Annotated in this window: 12 protein-coding genes and 3 pseudogenes; 12 read left to right on the forward strand and 3 right to left on the reverse strand. The window is 60.6% G+C overall.

Annotated elements, in window-relative coordinates; genetic code table 11:
* Positions 1–220: 220 nt before the first annotated feature.
* The 9 genes and pseudogenes from J3O30_RS24530 to J3O30_RS24570 form a co-directional block, all read left to right on the forward strand.
* Positions 221–5566 (forward strand): DUF4082 domain-containing protein, encoded by a 5346-nt coding sequence (locus J3O30_RS24530; protein WP_207585166.1) that lies wholly within the window; start codon positions 221–223, stop codon positions 5564–5566.
* Between the two features lie 49 nt (positions 5567–5615).
* Entirely contained in the window at positions 5616–6848 is a 1233-nt protein-coding gene (locus J3O30_RS24535) for a GTP-binding protein (protein WP_207584411.1), read from the forward strand.
* Between the two features lie 68 nt (positions 6849–6916).
* A complete protein-coding gene (locus tag J3O30_RS24540; protein ID WP_207584412.1) occupies positions 6917–7225 on the forward strand; it encodes a hypothetical protein in 309 nt (102 codons plus the stop codon).
* A 43-nt stretch (positions 7226–7268) separates the two neighbouring features.
* Positions 7269–9413, forward strand: a complete 2145-nt coding sequence (locus J3O30_RS24545) for a peptidase domain-containing ABC transporter (protein WP_207584413.1) — start codon at positions 7269–7271, stop codon at positions 9411–9413.
* Positions 9410–10867: an HlyD family type I secretion periplasmic adaptor subunit gene (locus tag J3O30_RS24550; RefSeq protein ID WP_207584414.1), complete on the forward strand. Its 1458-nt coding sequence runs from the start codon at positions 9410–9412 to the stop codon at positions 10865–10867. Before J3O30_RS24545 ends, J3O30_RS24550 begins: the two co-directional genes overlap by 4 nt.
* A gap of 434 nt (positions 10868–11301) precedes the next feature.
* On the forward strand, positions 11302–11568 hold the full coding sequence (locus tag J3O30_RS24555; RefSeq protein WP_207585179.1) for a PepSY domain-containing protein: 267 nt from the start codon (positions 11302–11304) through the stop codon (positions 11566–11568).
* Positions 11569–11570: 2 nt separating this feature from the next.
* Positions 11571–12136, forward strand: a pseudogene (locus J3O30_RS24560) (cytochrome b/b6 domain-containing protein).
* Positions 12133–12810: a response regulator transcription factor gene (locus J3O30_RS24565; RefSeq protein WP_207584415.1), complete on the forward strand. Its 678-nt coding sequence runs from the start codon at positions 12133–12135 to the stop codon at positions 12808–12810. The pseudogene J3O30_RS24560 and the gene J3O30_RS24565 overlap by 4 nt, the downstream one beginning before the upstream one ends.
* A pseudogene (locus J3O30_RS24570) lies at positions 12807–13528 on the forward strand (two-component sensor histidine kinase); the annotation flags it as partial. The gene J3O30_RS24565 and the pseudogene J3O30_RS24570, both read left to right, overlap by 4 nt.
* A gap of 375 nt (positions 13529–13903) precedes the next feature.
* Here the strand turns inward: J3O30_RS24570 and J3O30_RS24575 are convergent.
* Complete coding sequence (locus J3O30_RS24575) at positions 13904–14725, reverse strand: universal stress protein (RefSeq protein WP_207584416.1); 822 nt, start codon at positions 14723–14725, stop codon at positions 13904–13906.
* Between the two features lie 214 nt (positions 14726–14939).
* Between J3O30_RS24575 and J3O30_RS24580 the strand changes: the two genes are divergently transcribed.
* Both J3O30_RS24580 and J3O30_RS24585 read left to right on the forward strand, forming a co-directional pair.
* Entirely contained in the window at positions 14940–16181 is a 1242-nt protein-coding gene (locus tag J3O30_RS24580) for an MgtC/SapB family protein (protein ID WP_207585180.1), read from the forward strand.
* A gap of 578 nt (positions 16182–16759) precedes the next feature.
* Positions 16760–17593: a DUF6030 family protein gene (locus tag J3O30_RS24585; RefSeq protein WP_207585181.1), complete on the forward strand. Its 834-nt coding sequence runs from the start codon at positions 16760–16762 to the stop codon at positions 17591–17593.
* A 253-nt stretch (positions 17594–17846) separates the two neighbouring features.
* Here the strand turns inward: J3O30_RS24585 and J3O30_RS33320 are convergent.
* Positions 17847–19165: pseudogene (locus J3O30_RS33320) on the reverse strand (hypothetical protein); the annotation flags it as partial.
* 34 nt (positions 19166–19199) lie between these two features.
* Here J3O30_RS33320 and J3O30_RS24595 point away from each other — a divergent pair.
* Positions 19200–19616 (forward strand): UTRA domain-containing protein, encoded by a 417-nt coding sequence (locus tag J3O30_RS24595; RefSeq protein WP_246762805.1) that lies wholly within the window; start codon positions 19200–19202, stop codon positions 19614–19616.
* 178 nt (positions 19617–19794) lie between these two features.
* On the opposite strand, the gene J3O30_RS24600 is transcribed toward J3O30_RS24595, so the two are convergent.
* Positions 19795–21741, reverse strand: coding sequence for a GGDEF domain-containing phosphodiesterase (locus J3O30_RS24600; RefSeq protein WP_207584417.1), 1947 nt, complete (start codon positions 21739–21741; stop codon positions 19795–19797).
* Between the last annotated feature and the right edge of the window lie 96 nt (positions 21742–21837).

Consider the following 21837-nt stretch of genomic DNA (forward strand, 5'->3'; position numbering starts at 1 on the left):
GCGCAGGACAACGCTCGAGTTGACCACCTCGACCAGCCGGACCGGCAAAATGATACGGAATCAGAATTCCTTTCAACCAGCGTCGGCCACTTGGCAGAACGGTGGGCAGCTTTGGAGCCTTGTCGGCCGGCATGCGGCGAGGGTCATCCTATGGGCGTAGGGGGATACCTCCCTCATACCCCGGATTGCTGTCGTACGTTCCCTTAGCAAAGGTGCCAGAATGAACGTCATGCTACAGCGGGCGAAGAGCCGGCCGATGCGGAAGGGGACGCCGCTGATGCGGAGAATTCATGTGAGTAATCGTGAGTACCTGAGTACATTTGGTGGAGCGTTGAGTATCTTTCGTGCATCCTCCGCCTGGAGCGCAGTACTTGCATCCGCGACGGTCGTATCGTCGAGAAGTACCGATGGCTCCCCAAGCTTTGCCAATCAGGGCAGCGCAACCGTCCAATCCTCCTTCACCGGCACGGTCACATCTTTCATGATATCATCAGGCGACATGCAATCGTCCCCTGCGTCGTCGACGGCGATGCCTGCGCCTGCTGCCGATGGCGGCGCGCAGGATACGTCCACGAAGACGGCGTCGGCTGCGACGGTCTTCCAGACGCCTTCCTCGACATTGCAACGCACTGTGCTTGGCCCGGATCCGGCCGAGGAGGCTGCGACACTGCCTGCTGCTCCCGCGCTTACGGGTGTTATCAGCGATGCCGATACCGGCAGCGCCAAAACGGCGCCGGTCAGTTCTTCCAGCAGTCTTGGCACGGCTTCGTTGCGCCTTCAGGCCTCGATAGCATCCATCTCGGTGGAGCCGAGCCAGGACGTTTCTGCTCAGACGACCGCGGCCCCGACGGCACTGATGGCATCGATACCGGCAGCTTCGGCTGCGGCGACGCCCAACAAGATCGCGCTCGAAAACCTGAAGCAGGGCAACCCGATCAGCGAGTGGGGTCTGGAGGGTGACGGCGGCGGCACCATTCAGGGCTTCGCCACCGAAATCAGCACGAATATCGGCCAGACGGTCGATTTCAAGATCGCCACCGATTCCACCCATTACCGCATCGATATCTACCGCATGGGCTATTATGGCGGGGCCGGGGCGCGCAAGGTCGACTCGATCGAGCAATCGCTGACCACGGCGCAGATCCAGCCGCATCCGATCGTCGATATGTCACTCGGCCTCATCGACTGCGGCAACTGGTCGGTCTCGGCGAGCTGGCAGATTCCGACGGACGCGGTCTCCGGCGTCTATTTCGCCAAGCTGGTGCGCGAGGACGGCACCGCAGACGCCAGCATCATTCCTTTCGTTGTGCGCGACGACGCCTCCACCAGCAATATCGTCTTCCAGACGTCCGACACGACATGGCAGGCCTATAATGCCTGGGGCGGCGCCAGCCTCTACTATGGCGAAGTGCCCGTCGATCCCGCAAGCATGATCGGCTACCTGCCACCGAACTGCAGCTGCGGCCTGCAGGCCATCGGCCGGGCCTCGGCGGTCAGCTATAACAGGCCGATCATTACCAATACGAGCCCGATCGGCGGCTCGCACGACTACATCTTCGGCGCCGAATCCTCCGCCATCTCGTGGCTGGAGCAGAACGGCTACGACGTATCTTATATTTCGGGCGTCGATGCAGCGCGTAGCGGCAGCCTGCTGCTCAACCACGACGCCTATCTCTCCGTCGGGCATGACGAATACTGGTCTGCCGAACAGCGCGCCAATGTCGAGGCGGCGCGCGATGCCGGCGTCAACCTCGCCTTCTGGAGCGGCAACGAGTGCTACTGGAAGGTCCGCTGGGAAAGCAGCATCGACGGCAGCGGCCAGGCCTACCGCACCATGGTCTGCTACAAGGAAACCTGGGGCACGAGCACGGATCCGAGCAATGTCGGCACCGGCACCTGGCGCGATCCGCGTTATGCCGATGCGGGACAGGAGCCGGAGAATTCGCTGACGGGCACGATGTTCCAGGTGGACAGCTACCGCTCCGATACGATCTCCATTCCCTACGACTATTCGAACCTGCGCTTCTGGCGCAACACCGATGTTGCTGAGCTGCAGCAGGGCGAGAGCTACAATCTCGTGCAGAACCTGCTCGGCTACGAATGGGATTCCGATGTCGAGAACGGCTTCCGTCCGGATGGGCTGATCGACCTGTCACTCTCCTCGGTCTCGGTAAGCACCTATCTGCGCGATTACGGCACGACGGTCGGCGATGCGGTGGCGACCCACAGCCTGACCATGTATCGGGCGGCAAGCGGCGCGCTGGTCTTCGGCGCCGGCACAGTCTTCTGGTCCTGGGGGCTGAGTGACAACCATCAGGGCGCGGCGACGTCAACCGATCGCAATGTGCAACAGGCGATGGTCAACATGTTCGCGGACATGGGCATTCAGCCGACGACGCTGGATGCGAGCCTGATCCTTGCGACACAATCGACCGACACGCTGAAGCCCACCTCGTCGGTCACGTCGCCGATCGTCGGCGCAAGCTTCCTCGAAGGGCAACATGTGACGATCACGGGCACGGCGCAGGATTTCGGCGGCGGCATCATTGCCGGCGTGGAAGTCTCGACCGATGGCGGCCAGCACTGGTTCAAGGCCACCGGCCGCGAGAGCTGGAGCTATAACTGGGTCGTCCAGGCGAGCGGAACCTACACGATCATGTCACGGGCCGTCGACGACAGCGTCAATATGGAGGCGTCATCGGCCGGCAAGCAGGTCACCGTCACCTTGCCGGGAACGACAGGCCTCTGGACGCTTGCGGAAAAGCCGGCGGTCGAAGTGGCGATCGATCGCGATTCCGTCGAGCTCGGCCTGCGCTTCCAGACGACGACAGCAGGCTCCGTGGAGGGCATCCGCTTCTACAAGGGCTTCTCCAATATCGGCGACCATGTCGTCAGCCTCTGGAGCGCCAACGGAACGCTGCTGGCATCAGGCGTGTCCGTCGACGAACCGCTCTCCGGCTGGCAGACGGTGATGTTCTCTTCGCCGATCCAGATTGCCGCCGGCACGACCTACGTGGCCTCCTATCACAGCGGCGGTTTCTTCTCGCTGACAAACAATTATTTCACCGGCGGCACCTATGCCAGCGGCGCGGTGAAGGCCGTCGATGGCGGCGGCGTCTTCGCCTACGGCACCACTGCCGGCACGTTCCCCGGCCAAAGCCCCGGCACCGGCACCAATTACTGGGTCGACGTAGTCTTCGATGCCGGGCCCAACAGCGCCCCGGTTGTGACCGACGATACGGGGCTGACCATCACCCGCAACGACAGCGTCGTCATCTCGATCGCCTCGCTCATCGGAAACGATACGGATCCGAATGGCGATGCGATGACGATTTCGGCCGTCGGCAATGCCGTCAACGGCACGGTGACGCTCAACAAGCAGAACGGCGCCGTCATCTTCACGCCGACCAACAATTATTCGGGGCCTGCAAGCTTCACCTATACGCTGTCGGACGGGCGCGGCGGCACGGATCAGGGCAACGTCAGCCTCACCGTAAACCAGGGCCCTGCCGGGGAAGCACTGTTTACCTCAAGCGAAGGGCCGACGGGCGCAAGCTTCAACGACGGTCAGTCGCTGGAACTCGGGATGAGGTTCGTCGCTTCGTCCAGCGGCATGATTTCCGGCATCCGCTACTACAAGGCGGCCGGCGATACCGGCGCCCATACCGGCTCCCTCTGGACGGCCGACGGCACGCTGGTCGCGACCGTCACTTTCGCCGACAGCGGATCGGTGAGCGGCTGGCAGACCGCGACATTCACCAACCCGGTGCATATCGCAGCCGGCACAACCTATGTCGCCTCCTACCACACGACAGGCTCCTATGTGGCGACATCAGACTATTTCACCTCAGCGCATACCAACGGCGCGCTGACGGCGCTTGCCGGCAGTAACGGCGTCTTCGGCAATGGCACGGATTTCCCGACTTCCAGCTACCAGTCGTCGAACTACTGGGTGGATGTCGTCTTCAACCAGACAACCAATGCGGTGCCGGTCGCCGCCAATGACAATGGCTACACGACCTATTCCAACACCGCACTTTCGATTGCCGCAGCCAGCCTGCTTGCAAACGACCATGACGCCGATGGCGATCCGCTTAGCATCACCGCCGCGAATGGTGCGGTCAACGGAACCGTGTCGTTCAACAGCCAGACCAAAACGGTGATCTTCACGCCGAACTCTGGCTATACGGGTTCAGCAAGCTTCTCCTATTCGATCTCGGATGGATATGGCGGCACGTCGTCGGCCACTGTGAGCCTCGCGGTCAATTCGCAGCCTGGCGGCGGCACGACCGCAAGCCTGTTCACCGGCGCCGACACGTCGGGCGTTACCGCTGCCAATGACGCCAACTCGGTCGACCTCGGCGTCAAGTTCATCGCTTCCGCCAGCGGCCAGATCACCGGGCTCACCTATTACAGGAGCGCCCAGGATACCGGCACGCATGCCGGCTCGCTCTGGACAGCGAGCGGCCAGCTTCTGGCTCAGGCGACCTTCATCAACGAGACGGCGAGCGGCTGGCAGACGGTTTCCTTCATCCAGCCGATCAATGTGACGGCCGGCGCCACCTATGTGGCGAGCTACCATTCGAACGGCTTCTATTCCGCAACGGCGAACTACTTCACGACGGATCATACGAACGGTGCGCTGACGGCGCCGTCGAGTGCGGCGAGCGGCGGCAACGGCCTTTATGCCTATGGCTCGGGCAACCTGTTCCCGACCGCTTCCTACAATGCCAGCAATTATTGGGTCGACGTGCTCTATCAGCAGGGCGGCGCGCAGAATGCGGTTCCGGTCGCCGCCAATGACAGCGGCTTCTCGACCAATACCGGCACGCCGATCACCATCCAGGCCTCCGTGCTCCGGGCAAACGACGCCGATGCCGATGGCGATCCGCTTGTCATCACCGGCGTCAGCGGCGGGGTCAACGGCTCGGTCGCCTACGATGCCCAGGCCCAGACGGTGACCTTCACGCCGACGGCAGGCTATTCGGGACCGGCAAGCTTCAGCTACGCGATAGCAGACGGCAAGGGCGGCACGGCGTCGGCGCAGGTTGCCCTCACCATCAACGGCGGCCAGACGGGAGGGCCGGAGCAGAACCTCTTTGCCGCCGGTGCCACGCCGTCGATCGTCTCCATCAACGACAACCAGCAAATCAATCTCGGCATGAAATTCCAGGCCGATACGTCAGGCTGGATCACCGGCGTCCGCTTCTACAAGGGGGCCGACAACACCGGCCCGCATAGCGGCTATCTCTGGACCGCCTCGGGCACGCTGCTCGGCAGCGTCACCTTCAACAACGAGACGGCCAGCGGCTGGCAGACTGCGCAGCTCACCCAGCAGATCGCGGTCCAGGCGGATACGAGCTATGTCGTTTCTTATTCGAGCAACGGCAATTACTCGGCGACCGGCAATTACTTTGCCAGCGATGTGACGAACGGCGATCTCAAGGCGCCCGGCGGCAGCAACGGCGTCTATGCCTACGGGGCGGGCGGGTTGTTCCCGACAGCCAGCTACAACAGCACGAACTACTATGTGGATGTGGCGTTCAAACCGCAGCTCGCGGCGTAAAGCCCGCGAGGATGCAAGGCCAAGCATGCTGTAAAGAGTGAGAGTTTCGATGATGAGTGCAGACAACAGATTGCCCGTAACGGTTCTCGCCGGGTTTCTCGGCGCCGGCAAGACGACTGTGCTCAATCATGTCCTGAGTAATCGGGAGGGTCGCCGGGTTGCTGTCATCGTCAACGATATGAGCGAGGTCAATATCGATGCGGATCTCGTGCGCGAGGGCGGTGCAGACCTCTCGCGCACCGACGAGACGCTGGTAGAGCTTACCAACGGGTGCATCTGCTGCACCCTGCGCGACGATCTTCTGAGCGAAGTGCGCCGGCTCGCAGCCGCCGGCCGTTTCGACTATCTGCTGATCGAGGGAACCGGCATTGCCGAGCCGCTGCCGGTCGCAGCCACCTTCTCCTTCCGCGACGAGAGCGGGGCTGCCCTCTGCGACGTGGCGCGTCTCGACGCGATGGTCTGCGTCGTCGATGCGGTCAATCTTCTCACCGATTACCAGAGCGCCGAATTCCTTGCCGATCGCGGCGAAAGGCGTGACGGGGACGATGAGCGCAAGCTCGTGGACCTGCTCGTCGAGCAGATCGAATTTTCCGATGTCGTCATCATCAACAAGGCAGGCGATGTGCCGTGCGCCGACCTTGCCGAGGTTCGCCGGGTCGTCGCGGCGCTCAATCCGGATGCCCAGGTCGTCGAGGCGGTTTTTGGCCAGGTGCCGCTTGGCGCGATCCTGGATACCGGCCTCTTCAGCGAAGCGAAGGCCGCCCGCCATCCGCTCTGGCACAAGGAACTTTTCGGTTGGGGCGATCATGTGCCGGAGACCGAGGAATACGGCATAACAAGCTTCGTCTATCGCAGTCGCCGGCCCTTCGATCCCCTGAGGCTCAAGGATTTCCTCGACCGGAAATGGGCGGGCCTCATCCGCGCAAAGGGCCATTTCTGGCTGGCGACGAGGCCGGACGAGATCGGCCTTCTGTCAATTGCCGGCACCCAGTGCCGCATCGAGACCAGGGGGTACTGGTGGGCCTCGGTGCCGCGGGTGCAATGGCCGCGCTTTCCGCAGTTCCGCCAGCTCATCGACCGGCATTGGGACGATGTCTGGGGCGATCGCCGCCAGGAGCTCGTCTTCATCGGTTCCGGCTTCGACGAGGAAGCGATCCGTGCTGCGCTCGGCGATTGCCTGACCGGCGAGGAGACGGGTTTCGATCCGCAAACCGCCGTCGGCCTCCGCGATCCGTTTCCGGCATGGCAGCACGGACATATCCTCGCACATTCAAATAGTTAGAAGTGTCATGATGGGCGTAAGACGGCCTAGTGTGAAGACGTTTTGATTACCAACCAGAGGAGAGAACAATGAGTGACGAACTTTATGCAGATGGCATCGGCGAAATCACCATTACCGGAACGATCGTGCGCATCGACCTGATGTCGCTTTCGGCAACCGATCGTGACGCCAACAACAACCCGAAGCCGGTCTTCCGTCAGCGCATCATCATGCCTGTCGATGCCTTCGCCAATGCGGTCGACCTCATGCAAAAGGCGCTCGGCGGGTTGGTCGAGGCGGGCGCGGTCCGTCGCATCGGCGATATGTCAGCTGCGGCGGCTGCCGATATCCAGTCGGTACAGCCCGGCGCTTCGAACGCTTCGCCGAACTTCAACTGATAAAACAAATAGTGACTGGGTCTCGTATTGTTTCGGGTGGGCCATGAGTGGTTTTCTGCATACCAACCTGCACTGTCTAGCGCTCGTCGCGCGTCATCACGGCGTCGATCTCGCGCCTGAGCGATTGCAGCACGACTATGCCGTCGGCAACGATCCCGTTGCCGTGCGGCAGCTGCTGCGCATGGCCAAGGATGCCGGCCTCAGAGCCCGGCATCTGACGCTCGGCTGGCGATCCCTGTTTCAGCTCGGCGAAGCCTTTCCGGTGATCGCGGAACTGACGAACGGCAACTGGGTGGTCATCGCCGGCGCCGTCGGGGAGGGTGAGGAGGAGAGAATTCGCGTTCTTGACCCGCTCGCGTCACGCGCCGAAGTGATGATGCTCAGCGAAGAGCAGTTCGCCAAGGCCTGGCTCGGATCGGTGATCCTACTGAAGCGCAACTATCGCATGTCCGACGAGGACCGGCCCTTCGGATTTCGCTGGTTCGTGCCCGAGATCATCAAGCAGCGTAGCTTCTTCCGCGATGTCGCGCTCGCCGCCTTCGTGCTCTACGGGCTGGGCCTGACGACGCCGATCTTCTTCCAGCTTGTCATCGACAAGGTGCTGGTGCACCAGAGCTATGCGACGCTGACGGTTCTGACTATCGGTATTGCTATCGCGCTCGTCTTCGACGCGACCTTCAGCTTCCTGCGCCGCTATCTGCTGCTCTACGCGACGAACAGGATCGACATCCGCGTCGCGACACGCACCTTCGGCCATCTGCTCAACCTGCCGATCGCACTTTTCGAGCAGGCCTCGGCCGGCGTTCTCGTCAAGCATATGCAGCAGACGGGGCGCATCCGCGAATTCCTGACGGGGCGCCTGTTCCTGACGCTTCTCGACGGCGTTTCGCTCTTCGTCTTCGTGCCGATCCTGCTTCTCTACAGCGTCAAGCTGACGCTTGTGGTGCTCGGTTTCGCAGCGCTCGTCGGCCTCGTGGTGATGATGCTCGTCGGGCCGTTCCAGCGCCGGTTGCAGGCGCTTTACCAGGCCGAAGGCGACCGGCAGGCATTACTGGTGGAAACCGTGCACGGCATGCGCACCGTCAAATCGCTGGCACTGGAGCCGCGCCAGCGCAAGGCGTGGGACGATTATTCGGCCCAGTCGATCTCCGTGCGTTTCCGGGTCGACAAGATTTCGACCATCGCCCAGTCGCTGACCGGGCTTCTGGAGAAGCTGATGAGTGTCGCGATCATCGGCCTCGGCGCGCTCGATGTGTTTAACGGCTCGATGACCATCGGTGCGCTGGTCGCCTTCAACATGCTCGCCGGCCGGGTCTCCGGACCGCTGGTGCAGATCGTCACCATGGTGCACGAATATCAGGAAGTGGCGCTCTCCGTGCGCATGCTCGGCGAGATCATGAACCAGCGGCCGGAGCAGGCGGGCCGCGGGCGAGGTGTTCGGCCGCATCTGAAGGGCCGCATCGAATTCGACAGGGTCACCTTCCGCTATGCGCCTGATAGTGCGCCTGCGCTCGACAATGTCTCATTCGCCATTCCGGCGGGCTGCGTCTTCGGCGTGGTCGGCAAGAGCGGGTCGGGCAAGACGACGATCACAAGGCTCATCCAGGGGCTTTATCAGAGCCAGGAAGGCCTCGTGCGCATGGATGGCTATGACAGCCGCGAGATCGACCTGGTGCACTTAAGAACCAGCATCGGCGTGGTGCTCCAGGATAGTTTCCTGTTTCGCGGCTCGGTTCGCGAGAATATCGCCGCCGCCAAGCCCGATGCCAGCATCGAGGAGATCATGGAAGCCGCCCGCATCGCCGGCGCCGAGGAGTTCATCGAGCGTCTGCCGCGCGGTTTCGACACCATGCTGGAAGAAAACGCCGCCAACCTGTCGGGCGGCCAGAAGCAGCGCCTGGCGATTGCCCGCGCGCTGATCACCGATCCGAAGCTGTTGATCTTCGATGAGGCGACGAGCGCGCTCGACCCTGACAGCGAGGCGATCATCCGCGACAACCTCAGCCGCATCGCCGCCGGCCGGACCGTGGTCATCGTCTCGCACCGGCTTTCGACGCTCGTCGATGCCGATGCCATTCTCGTCATCGATCGCGGCAAGGTCGCCGATATCGGCCGGCACGATCAGCTCGTGTCGCGCTGCATGACCTACCGCCACCTGTGGTCCCAACAAATGAGGCAGGTCGCATGAACGCGCACGCCAGAAAATCCAGCGAAAACCTGCCGGTTCCTTCAGACAAAGGCTCCACAGGCCAAGGCCTCTCAGACAAGGGCCCCTCAGACACGGGAAGGCAACTGACTGCCCGGCCGCCGCTGCCGCCGGCAATAGCGGAATTTCAGTCCGATGCCGTCGAGCTCGAGGAGCGCGCGCCGCCGCGGGTGGCGCGCATGACGCTCTACTGCGTGACGGCGCTGCTTGCCTCAGCGATCACCTGGGCCTCGGTTTCCTCCATCGACGAGGTGGTGATTGCGCCCGGCAAGCTCGTCACCACCCAGCCGACCATCGTCGTCCAGCCGCTCGAAACATCGATCATCCGCACGATCGAGGTGAAGGCCGGCGAGGTGGTGCATGCCGGGCAGACGCTGGCGACCCTCGATGCCACTTTCAGCCAGGCCGATGTCGACCAGCAGCAGGCGAAATTCTCCGCACTCGACGCTCAGGTGAGACGCATCGAGGCCGAGCTTGCCGGCGTCGACTATACGAAGATGGCGGGAGATACGCCCGACCAGATACTGCAGTCGCAGCTCTTCGGCCAGCGACAGGCCTTCTACGCGGCGCAGCTGCAGAATTTCGAGCAGCAAATCGCCGGCCAGTCGGCGTCGCTCACCGCCAGCAAGAACCAGGAAGCGGTGTTGACCCAAAGGCGCGATGGGCTCTCGCAGATCGAGGCAGCGCGGGAGCGGCTTTATAACACACAGAGCGGCTCGCTGATCACGCTGCTCGGCTCCCGCGACGCCCGCCTCGACGTCGAATCCGATCTGACCGCCGTCCGCGGCCGGGCCGACGAGGCCGCCCACTCGTATGCCAAGCTCCGAGCCGACCGCCAGGCCTTCATCGAGGATTTCCGCCGCGCTGCAATGGAGCAGCTGGTGGAGCTGCGCGGCCAGCGCGACATGGCTGACGAGGAACTGAAAAAGATGGAGCTGCGCCGCAATATGGTGGCGCTGACCGCACCCGCCGATGCCGTCGTGCTCGACCTGGCGCAACGCTCGGTCGGCTCCGTCGTGCGCGAGGCCGAACCGGTGGTGACGCTGGTGCCGATCAACGTGCCGCTCGAAGCCGAAGTCTCGATCAACACCCGCGACATCGGCCGTGTCGCCGTCGGCAAGGAAGCGCGTATCAAGCTCGACGCCTATCCCTTCCAGAAATACGGCACCGCCTCGGGCGAGGTGAGAACCATCAGCCAGGACACGTTCCTCACCGGCCAACAGGAACAGAGCGCCACCCCCGGCCAGCCGGCCGCCCCCTTCTTCAAGGCCCGGATACTGCTTGCCGATACAAGGCTGAATGCCGCAGATGTGCCGGTGCGGCTGCTTCCCGGCATGACCGTATCCACGGAAATCAAGGTCGGCAACCGCACGGTGATCTCCTATTTTCTGTATCCGTTGCTGCGTGGCCTCGATAACGCAATACGCGAACCGTAGGACGCGATGGTTCAGTTCGCCCCGAACGAGATCCCGAGTGACTTCGCAGGTCCTCGATCCGGGTGACTTCATGCCCACGCCCGCCCCAGGGACCATATGCATCGAAACCGCGGTCACGAACCACGCGTCGCAGTATGGCCAGACGATTTCCGACGATATCGCGTCGAAGGAGCCGGTCAGCGGGAAAAGAGGGGACTATTCTGGATTTGCCGTCGCCGGGGTGATTCTGGTTGCGGACTTCGTGTACGCCAGACGTAGGGCTAAGAAAGCACTTGGATGAGCGGTACCCGATGTGGCCTTCACATATTGACGAAATGATTCCGGCTCTTGATCTCAATCCCCGAGAGCGTTTCGAAAGTCCTGACAGTAAACCGACAGCTAGTGACCTCTATTGATCGGAGGTCGCCCGGACGGGTTACTCAAAGGATAAAAACATCATGTTGAAACTGATCGCCGCTGTCGCAATCATCGCCGCCACGCCGATATTGGCATCGGCTAGCCCAAGTTGCACCAAGGAGCCGAAATCAAAGTGGATGTCCGAAGACGCCATGAAGGCCAAGGTCGATACGCTTGGCTACAAGGTGAAGACATTTGAAATCACTGGCAATTGCTATGAAATCTACGGCAAGGACAAGGACGGCAAGCGAGCCGAGGTCTATTTCAATCCGGTATCCGGTGATATTGTCCAGAAGGGCGAATGAGGATGACGGTGATCTCGCTAAGGAAGGAGGGCGCATCGCCCTCCGACGTCGCTCCGAAAAGCGTCAAGGTCTGGTATCCGGTTGTCCGGGTATTCCACTGGACCATCGTCGTTGCCAGCACCCTCAATCTTTTCATTTTGGAAGAGGGCAAATACTGGCATCGCATTACGGGCTACGTGGTGGCCGCTGCGATCGGCATTCGCTTGAATGGGGTTTCGTTGGCACGAAGCACGCGCTCTTTAGCGACTTCTTTCCGACGCCGCGTAAGGTCATGGATCAAATCCGTGGCATTGTCGGTCGGAACGAAAAGCGCCATCTCGGCCACAGTCCCCTGGCATCTGTGATGATGCTGTTGCTGATCGTGCTTCTTGTGGAAACTGCCACGACTGGTTGCATGACGACACTGGATGCCTTCTGGGGCGAAAAATGGTTGGAGCGATTGCACGGCACGATTGCCAACAGCATTATAGTGCTTGCTTTCATCCATGGCGGCGCTGCTATTTTGGAAAGCTGGCGGCATCGGGAAAATCTCGTCTGGTCGATGGTTACAGGTCGAAAGAAGGCATGAGAGTTCTGCTCATCGAGGACAGCGCCCGGCTTCGCGATCTTCTTTGCGAGGCGATCAGGGACGAAGGTTGGAAGATCGACGCCTTCGGGACAGCGCAGGAAGGCCGGCTTGCGCTCCGTGAGGGCGAGTACGATCTCCTGCTCCTCGATCTCGGTCTGCCTGACGAAGATGGCATCGACGTCTTGAAGTCTCTTCGGGCCGCTGGCATGCAGACACCGGTGCTTCTTTTGACGGCGCGTGGTGCGATCGACGAGCGGATAGTCGGGCTTGATGCAGGCGCCGACGACTATCTGGCCAAGCCGTTTCACAATGGCGAACTGGTTGCCCGGATACGCGCAATCATGCGCCGGGCGCCCCTCACTTCCATGCCAGTGCTGGAATATGCAGCAATTCAATTCGATGTCGCTTCACGACAGGTAATGTGCGCCGGCACAGAGATTGCGCTTGCCCCATCGGAGAAAGGATTGCTCGAGCTTCTGATGCGTAACGGTGGCAAGGTGGTCGCAAAATCAAGGATCGAGCACACGTTCTCGGAATTTGGCGCTGAAAGAAGTAGCAACGCCGTCGAGCTGGCAATCTCCCGTTTGCGCAAGAAGTTGGAAGGTCATGGGACCTACTCATCGATCGAAACAATCAGAGGGGTTGGCTATATGATGCGCGAGGTACGCGATTGAGCCGATCCCGCCCGACGCTCGGAGCCATTCTGGCGCGCCGAATTGCATTCTTCGCGATCCTGGCCATGCTCTTGCAGCTCGCCGTCGTCTTCTCGGACTACTACTGGAATGTAGGGGAGCTTTCTCGACTGTTCGTCGAGCCGGAAACGGAGCGGCTCGCATCTGGGATCGTGGTCGATGGTGCAAGCGTTCGATACCGAATTCCTGAAAATGTGCAGCAGCGTTACAGTCAGGGTAGCACCGGCTACGTGGCCCGTGTTCGTCAAGCAAGCGGCGCGCTCCTGTTCGAGTCTTGCGATGCCGCCTGCGAGGAGCGCTTCCTTCCGGCCGATGTCAACCCGCCGGATTTCTGGTTGCGATCCTTGACGCCCGGCAAGCCGTTGTCGCTTGTTGGCGGCAGGGCATTTTTCATTGGAAATCAGCGTTTCCTTGTCGATATCGCAACGATCGATGATCCTTCCGACGTCATGTCCGATGTCCTTTGGAACGAGGTGATAGAACACCTGATCGTGCCGATGAGCATTCTCCTGGTCCTCGTCCTCGGTGGAACCTTGTTGTCCGTCCGGCAGGCATTGCGTCCGGTGCGGGCCGCGGCAGAAGCGGCCGATCGCATCGACCCAATGGATTCCCGTTCGCATTTGGGTTCGACGAAATGCCGCGGGAAGTCGCGCATCTCGCGGTCGCGGTCAACCGCGCCTTCAAGCGGGTCGGCGAGCTGTTCGCTGACTTATTCGTCGGACGAGCTGCGCCCGTTTGTAGGACCTGCTGCACAAGGCCACGGCCATCAAATGGCCCTGGCCGATGATGACGCCTATGAACTTTGCGCGACCGTCAAAGGTAATCTGTTAAAGCGAGTTCCAATCAATGCGACAGGAATATCGGCGTCCTACCGTTTTCGATCATGCTGCGGGTCACGCCCCCGAAAAGCGTCTGCTGCCAGCGATGCCGAAGTTGATGTCTTTGATCTTGGTCACGGAAGGCCATCGTCTCAGGAGCGCCTGGCATCCATTCTGGGCACCGTTCCAATGCTGCCAATTCAACGCCGCTGCAGAGGTCTCTCCCGCCGCCTGAATCGGCACGCCCCTCGCGCCTTCTAGTGCGCGAGAAGGACCGGCATGTCAGCATTGCAAAGGAGTTCCCGAGTGACGCCGCCAAGGATAAACTCGCGAAGCCGGGAGTGGCCAAATCCGCCCGCCACCAGGAGATCCGCATTCCGTTCGAGCGCGGCCGCTTGAAGGGCGGCAGCCGGGGACTGCCCGCCGGCCTGAATCGATACGTCTTCTACCTCGAACCCGGAGTGCCTCAACGAGGATATCAGGAGCGAACGGTTCGCTTCGTCGACCTGCTTGTCGTCGATCACCGAGATGACCTGCATCTTCGTCAGCCGCTCGGCGAATATACGGGCGCAGGAGATCGCTCGTGCCGCGGTCGCGCTGCCGTCCCAGGCGATCGCAACGGTATCGACGCGACCACAGACGCTACTGGCAGGAAACAGAATCAACGGACGGCCGCTCTCGAGCAACAGCGTCTCCGAAAGCTGGCGAGAGAGTTCCGATGCCTCCACTATGGACAGGTCGTGGCTCCTGGCGATTTTCGCGAAGCACTCAAAGACGAACGGCTCCCTGGCGTCGAAGCCATGAATTCGCACCTCGACGCCGCTCTCCGAGGCCGCGTCGGCAATGTATTTTCGAAGCGAGGCCCCACTGTCGCGGCTATACCCTTCCGCTTGCCCCCGCCATGAGTCTACATCGACCACCGTTGGAAACGGCGGGTGGATCGGTGGGATCCGCACCTGCGGGATACTGGCGAGGAGGTCGGCGCCAATCTGGCGGGCGAGGTCGATCGCGTTGTCAACGATGGTGAAGGAACTTGCATCGGGATAAGTTGACAAAGGGAGATGGAATTGTGGTTTCATGCTGACCTCCTGAGGTTATACCTCCGCCATGATGCATCCCGAGCCGAACTTCGCATTGCGCTTCGTCAAAGCACCGCCGTGTCCGGTCGGAGCGCAACCCGGACAAACTGACGTCGGACCGCAGACGACGATGTCTGCCAAACCAGTCCGGGCGGTACTGCGCGTGCCGACTGACTCGCAGCAACTTTGACATAGGGAGGCCCTTGTGAATTCCATGGTCGTTGCAAGATTTGCATTAGCGCTTTCCATCGGTCTCCTGGTCGGGCTGGAACGTGGCTGGCGGGAGCGGGATTCTCCTGCAGGGAGCAGAACCGGGGGCATCCGAACCTTTGGCATCTCGGGGTTGCTTGGAGGTGTAATTGCGGCCTTGGCCAACGCGACCGGGTCCTCGCTGCTCCTGGCTTGCGGCTTCATGAGTTTTGCCGCCGTATTCGGACTCTTCAAGCTGCGGGAGGCCTGGGACGACGAAGACTACAGCGTCACCTCGGTCATTGCCGCGCTATGCGTTTTCGGACTCGGCGCTCTTGCAGTCGATGGCGATCCCGTCGCCGCGGCGGCGGGCGGCACTGGCCTTGCAGCCATACTGGCGAGCCGCGACGTTCTTCACGCCTTCCTCAGGCGTTTGACTTGGGTCGAGCTGCGCTCGGCTCTGATGCTTGCGGTCATGACGGCCGTCATACTTCCTCTTTTACCAAACCGCGATGTAGGTCGGGCACTGACGGTGAACCCCTTTGAAGTATGGCTTTTCACCGTCTTGACCGCGACCATCTCTTTTGCAGGCTATATCACCGTACGCCTATTCGGCGAGAGGAAGGGCACTTTGATCGGCGCAGCCGCCGGCGCCTTGGTCTCGTCCACGGCCGTGACGCTAACGCTGGCTCGTTCCGCCAAGGATGGAGCGGAAGTTTGGAGACTTGCCGGCGCCGCGTGTTTGGCGGCCACGGTGTCTATCCTGCGCGTGGCTGGGCTGACCTTGATCGTTGGTCCCGCAGTCTTGCCGAAGATAGCGCCTGTGGCAACGGTCGCGGCAGTGGTTTTCGCCTGCATGGCCGTGTTCTTGACGAGGTCTGAACACAAGCGGCCCGCCGTCGACGTCTCGGCCCGCAACCCCTTCGAGGTCCGCTCGCTTTTCTTTTTTGCGACGATATACGTACTGGCGCTTTCTGCGAGCGAAGTCCTGGTCGCATACCTGGGAAATTCTGCGGTCCTGTTGGCCTCGATCATCTCTGGCAGCTTCGACGTCGACGTCGCAGTGTTGACGGCGCTGCGCCGGACCGACCTCCAGGCTTCGGACATCGTCGTCCACGCGGTACTGGGCGCCATGGCTGCAAACGCAATTGGCCGCGTGATACTGGCAGCATCCGTCGGTCCCGCCCGGTTCACCATGCTTTACGCCGCCACCACGACAATGGCGATCGCTTTCGGCTTCATTGTTTTCATCTGGAATTCACAATGATCGCTCGCGCGGACGTGGCGATGACGCGACGGATCAGAGACGGGACGCCGCCAGCCAGTTAGAAATGCGACGCTGAGCATCTCCACTCAGGACTTGCGCAGTTGTCGCGACGCTAAAGCGTGTCGCGATCTTTCAGATTCGCTCGTCACGCTTTAGGTCTTTGTTTTTACGCATGTCTTTAACGCAAAACCGCAGCACACTTTTGCGAGACAGGCTCTAGCTGATGTGATTTTCTTGAGGGCCGCCGGTGCGTTCTTCCGCGCGAATTTTGGGGGCGAACGCCGTCCACCGGGGTTGCTGCTTGACGCTCCACACACGCGACCTCACACTCGCGGTGTCGAAGGTGAGTCGGACAGACTGTACCGTTGTTCACATCCGTTGCCCACCTCAGAAGGAGTCGCCAGCAGGAGCTTTGGCTCACGCGCCGACCGACGCCGGTTGGTCGCAAACAGGATCGAGGTTGATTGCGTTCGAACTCGCATCCGCTGCTATTTTTCTCGTGAGGTCGCGCCGTGGATAAGGTGTTATCAGCAGTCGATCCGCCTCGCGACATCCCGTTTTGGCACTGGAAATTCCTATTGCGGAGCGACCGCCGCTGGCTGCGTTGGCCAGTGCTTTTGATATCCGTTTTGCTTCTTGCAGGCGTTGTTTTTTACCGTGAAATCCACCGCGTCGAAGATCCGGTCGGGCTCTCCGAAAATCGAGCTCTCAATAACGCTGCCCGATCGGCGCCCATAGCCGTCCGTCCTGATACGGCGGCTCCCTCTCTTCTCCCGCCGATGTCTATATCGCCGCGGCTGATCGAGGTCCCGAAGCCGGAGTTGGCAAGTCAATTTCTGCGGACGTGGCGCGTCTCGGGGCCGGTTATTTGCGGTGCTCTTCGGGAGGCCGGCATCGAGATGAGCGAATGGAAAGCCGCATCGATGCGCAATCGCAATTATGAATGTTATTTTCAGCGCATCTACGAACGGGACGAGGTGCGTCCCCTCAGCTCCACCTTCCTCAAGGTTCGTGGCAATGAAACCGGCGATATTCTTGAGATCCGCGCCAAGATCGTTAAGCCGACGACAGACGCGAAGGGGCGTCTAGCCCCCGCCGTCCTGCACCTTTTCGCGATCATTGTGAAGCAGGCATGCTGGCGTGATTTCGAGGATACTCTTGAGGCGATCCAAAACCTTCGAAATGTCGAATATGAACGATTCGGGGCCTATCTCAGCTTCACGCGCGAAGCCGGCAGCGGAAACAATTTTGATTTTGTTCTTGGCCTTAAGGCGACTTCAGCTTCGCAGGTGAGGACTAAGGCGTATTTTTCGACAGAGCGCTGGCTGGCCACAAACCCGCGCAACGTTTCTGCGAATTTCATCCTGATGGACCCCTTGGGCACGCCCATATCAGCCAATTGCGCTCAATGACGGCGGGTGGCCTTTGAGATCGGCGCCGTCGATCCTCCTGTCTTCGACTATCGGCGGAACGGCTGCGTTCTTTGCCGAGTTGGCATGGCGCCTTCTGCATCAATCGCCTCCCGTTGCCCCAACCCGCCGACACTCGACAGGCTAAGGGCCGCCCAAGCTGCGACTCAATCGTCGCGTCTAACTCCTTGATGTAGAACAGGATTCAGATTTTAGGCCGATCCGGCCAAAAATCATCCTGTTGTAGGAGCATTAACTACCGAGGCTTCAAGAACAACGGAGACGTCCAAATTCGGGATTGGTCACGCTGGCGCGCCGTGATGAACAATGGATGTTCGCGTTCCGGATCGAGCTTCAGTTCGCGCAGCAATATCTCACCCGCAAGATCTCTCGGTAGCGGTTGGTCTGTCACCCTTTCCACGATAAGGCGCAGCTCGACGCCTGGTAGATCGAGTGTGACCGAGCCCTTCGCAAGGAGATCCTTCCCATTTACCTCTAGTCTTGCTTCCGGGGCTGCACATGCGGTGGCGGCTGCAGCGGGTCGCCGATCTTGCTGTAACCATGAAGGTCCGCGGCAATCGTGATGTGAGCATCGTTTAGGTCGGAAAGCTTGAGCTCGATCCCGTCGACATCGCCATGTGTTGCCGTTCTAAAGCGGAGTTTGCCGAGTCCGGTACGCCATACGCTTTGTTCAGGGTGGTCAAAGCCAACTCCGTGCGCATCAAGAAGCCCCGCGCCGATCACAGCAACCTCGCCGCTCCAATAGGCGGCCCGATAGCGGTCCTTGATCCGCGCACCGCCGAAACGGACCCGGACGCTGCGTTGGCTGAGACCCGCCTCCACATGCAGGTCGCGGCTCCACACGAGGCGATCGCCGTCATAAAGCTGAACCTCTTCCCAGCCGACCTGGCCGAGCAGGCGGTAGGCCAGCGGCTTTTCGGGTTCGGCATGGAACACCTCGCCCATGAAATGCCGTCCTTGCGACAGAACAGCAAAACTGCGTTCACCGGTCGTGGCGAAGGTGCGCCGTGCCCTGAGTGCGCTGCCGACGCCGGCACGGTCGAAGCGGTCGGCGATGACGCCGGTCAGACCGCCGCGCGACCCGAAGGTGCCGGTTGCCGGTGCGCCGCCACCCCATCGGCCCTGGTGCTCGTCACTCGCCGCGGAAGCTCCGACCCTGTATCCGCGCGCGAGCGCCTCGGTGTAGAGCCAATGGAATTGTCCCCAGGCGGACCCAATCTCGATCAGCCGCTCCAGCTCGGGATGGTTCCAATCCAGAATGCAGCGCCGGCCGCCCACATGTGGGATCAGCAAATGGCCCTTTGGATCGTCCTCATAGGCGGTATGGAGCCGCTCTACAGGCCAGATGCCGGGTCGGATTGTTCCGGCCGTCGTCTCATTCCATTCGAAAGAGCGAAGGGACCGCCCCTCTTGATCGAAGGGTTTGCCATCACGAAGGAAGACGACGTTGCGGTCGCCGCCGGCTGCCGAGTTGCCGCACCATTCGGTGCCCGGATAACAGACGAAGCGTCCGGGCTCGTTGAGGCTATGGATAGTCTCCACGGCAGCGTCCCACGAGTCGCTGAAAGTGCAGGGTTTCGATGCCACGATGCGGATCGTCGCACTGACGGCGGTTGACACACCGTCGGCGTTTGTCCCGTTGTTCGGAGCAAAATGCGCGCTGTTGGAGCGTCTTCACATAGTGGATGACGAGCCCATTGCCTTGGGTCGGAGCCTCCTGCCCGCCGTCATGTCCGAGCTGGCTTTGGAAACGGCCGAACAACGGCCGACCTATGCCCTCCTTAAAGAGAAAGCAGGCGCCGATATTGCCTCCGCCGAGATCGCGATAGGCGCGCGCGCCGTCCCGCCACAAATATCGTCCTTGATCGGTACTGCTGCAGATGCGGTCTTGCTCGTCCTTGAACGAACCTCATATTTCGATCATGGCGCCTGCGCCGAGTGGTCGGAATTCTTCATCCGACCCGAGCGATACAAATTTTTCCTCGGTAATCGAATGTCCGTCTAAGTCGACCACCTCAAGAAACGAAGATCGCTTGCGAGCGCGGATCGGGAATTCAGGCGTTCAGTGCGCTTTCATCTAAAGAATTTCTAAGTGCCTCCGGCGCCGTGGGCCGGTTCAGGCCCAAGATCGCGGGCGACGTCGCGTCTGCAATCAACGTTCTTCTGGAAGCCTTGAGATCCAGTTATGCCGCGCTTAGAAATTCAGCGCTAACCGGCATCCCCATATGAAAGCCCTGGACGCGGTCAATGCGAAGATCCTTGAGCAGCGACAATTGTGCTGCAGTTTCGACGCCTTCCACCAGGATCGTATTCCCACGATTGCGGATGAGAGCAATCATGTCCTGAAGCATCGTCAACCCGCGCGGGTTGGAGCAGTCGTGCAGGAAGGTGCGATCGACCTTGACCGTCTGAAACTCGATCGCCCTCAGCCAAGAGAGGCCTGCGAAGCCGGAGCCGAAATCGTCAAGCCAGATCTCGACGCCGAGAGCCCGCAGATCTGCAATGCATTTGAGCACCTCCGACTGCATATCCATGTCCAGGCCCTCGGTGACTTCTAAGGCCAGTCGCGACCCGCAGACCCCGCACCGGGCAAGAATATCAGCGACACTCGCAGCAAAGCCGGGGGAACGTAGTTGTATGGGCGACACGTTGACGCTGACGGTCGCCATGCGATCGGTCATCAGTATGTCACGGCATGCGGTCTCGATCGCCCACTTACCCAATTCGAGGATAGCGCCCGTCCGTTCTGCAACCGGAATGAAAGTCTTCGGCGAAACCGCGGTGCCGTCCGGCATCCTAAGGCGCATCAAAGCCTCGACAGCTCTTGCTTTCTCGTTGGTCACATCGAAGATCGGTTGGTAAACGAGCGAGACCAGTTTGCGATCAATGGCGGCCGTCAGCAGCGGGACGAGTTTACCAGCATTGTCGTCGGGGCGAGGCAACAACGGATCAAACCTGCGAATGCAATTTCGGCCACTTGCTTTGGCATTGTAGAGAGCAAGATCGGCCTCACGCACTATTCGTTCGACTTTCTCTCCAACTTTCTCGCGAGTGAACGCGACGCCAATGCTGACGGTTACGATCGGGCTATCATCTGGTCGCCCGTCGTGAGCAATCGCAAGAAACTCGACTTCCATTCTGATCTTTTCGGCCAGGCTCATCGCGATCTTAGGAGTTTCAACCGGCAAGACCACGATAAACTCCTCGCCGCCATACCTGCCGATCATGCCGCCGGACGACTCCACAACCGCCTTCAGCGCATTGGCGATGACAGTCAGGCATCGGTCTCCTTCCTGATGCCCGTAGCGGTCATTGAAGCGTTTGAAAAAATCGACGTCGATCAGGAAGACGACGAAGTCGCGGCGCTCGTCTTTCCAGATGGCCCAGCATTCGTCGAGTCGCCGATCCAGCGCGCGTCGGTTGCTTATGCCTGTCAGGTAATCGGTATTTGAAAGCTCGAGCAGTGATCTTCCACGCTCGGACGCTTCCCAGTGCTGGTAGCGAGCCTCTGCCGCGTTCAGCAACACGTTTCGACGCTCCACGTTCAATCGCCAATTGACGAAAGACGTGAAGACAAAGCACGAAATGTAGAACATCCCGAAGGCAAGCTTGTAGGTTTGGCCTGAAGGAAAGAACTCCTCGATGGTAACAAAAAATGCGCCGAGAACGAAGCTGGAGGTGATCACGGAGAGCCGAAACGGAAAACTGAAAAAGAGGTTGGCGCCCATCATGAAGATGGCGCCAAATATCATGTAGTATGACATGGCAGTGACATCGCGGGTGCCGATCGCCGGGTAAAGCCAGCCCACATAGCCCACAAGCAATGCAGAGGCGCATGTGATGTCCAGCCAGACGGTTTTCGCTTTTGCCAGTCGCAAGGCTTCGAAAGCCAGCAGCGCGATCGTTGCAACAACGAATCGCGCGGCGATCGTCACAGGCGCAACATCGGGGATGAGCCATCGGTCGGGAAGTGCGAAGGCCACATAAACGGCAACCGCGATCCAAAGGCCATGCCGTGAGCTTCGCCTTCGGACAGTATCATTCTCAATTTCCAGAGAGTTACGAGCCTCGGCGAATGAAAAGCTGGCGGTTGATTCGTCGCGCTGAACATTAGCGTAAGCCGCGATCATTCAACAACACCAGCCCGACAGCGAGCTAACGAGCGTAAAAAGTAAGCCATGCTTGGGCGCCCTCCAAAATTACGTTCGGCAACCTGCAACCGGTTT

Origin of the sequence: Rhizobium sp. NZLR1 (genome assembly GCF_017357385.1) — a bacterium.
In the GTDB taxonomy this organism is placed as follows: Bacteria; Pseudomonadota; Alphaproteobacteria; order Rhizobiales; family Rhizobiaceae; genus Rhizobium.